This window comes from Parabacteroides provencensis, from assembly GCF_900232875.1.
GTDB classification, from domain to species: domain Bacteria; phylum Bacteroidota; class Bacteroidia; order Bacteroidales; family Tannerellaceae; genus Parabacteroides; species Parabacteroides chinchillae.
This window is the reverse complement of record NZ_LT960513.1, coordinates 1-823: the sequence shown is the minus strand read 5'-3', so window position 1 is coordinate 823 and position 823 is coordinate 1. Positions and strand designations below refer to the sequence as shown.

Genomic DNA, 823 nt, shown 5'->3' with positions numbered 1-823 from the left:
AGGCTACCACCAAATGCGCTCTCCTATAGATGGAAAGCTTGTAAGAGCTAGGTGCGACAATGACAAAAGAAGGCAATGCGTTCTTTAAACATCGATATTCATCCGAAACGATAGTTAGCAGGGCATTTGTTTTATGCAGAAAAGTCAATAATTTAAGGTCACTTTCCTTGATTGTATTTCCGGTTGGACAATAAACAATCCGGCAATACTCCGGTTGTTATTCGTAAAAGTAGTAATTAGCCATTTTCTTCACCGGATAATTAAAATGAAGCATCATTTCTTCCGGTATACCAAAAGCCGGCAAGGCTGCATCACTCATACTCAATACTCCATACAAATTCTTAAACGGGGCAATGTAGCTATCTAAACGGTTCGTTGTAGCAATAAACAATACAGGAGATTTACCCAACCGCTTAAGCTGTTTTCTATAGCGTATAAGGCTAAGCGAATTTTGAATGATAATTAGATCATAAGATTGTCCCTGTTCATAGCTTTGTTCAGAAAACAGGTCTCCCAACAGATGAAGTTGATAATGGGCAGATAACAACTTAACCAGATAGCCGGATATTTCTCTTGAATAAGTATCCAGTCCTTCCTGTGTTCCTATATATAATATTGAAGAGCAGTTTATAGGCATATATGAGACATCTAAGGTTAAATTATTTATTTTTCCAAAACTAATGGATTAAAATGTCTTAAACAAGCCTATTAAGAAAATGTCATTAAAATGTCATTAAATTAAAAACCAATTAGTAGCAGTCATTCAACAGATATAACTATAGTATTGTCGTCCTCTGATATATTACATAAGTTGCTTACATCG

At 35.2% G+C, this 823-nt stretch carries 1 protein-coding gene; it reads right to left on the bottom strand.

Features of this window, described 5'->3' with window-relative positions; translation table 11 throughout:
• Positions 1-217: 217 nt before the first annotated feature.
• Entirely contained in the window at positions 218-637 is a 420-nt protein-coding gene (locus CTY47_RS16710) for a hypothetical protein (RefSeq protein ID WP_099465910.1), read from the bottom strand.
• Positions 638-823 lie beyond the last annotated feature (186 nt).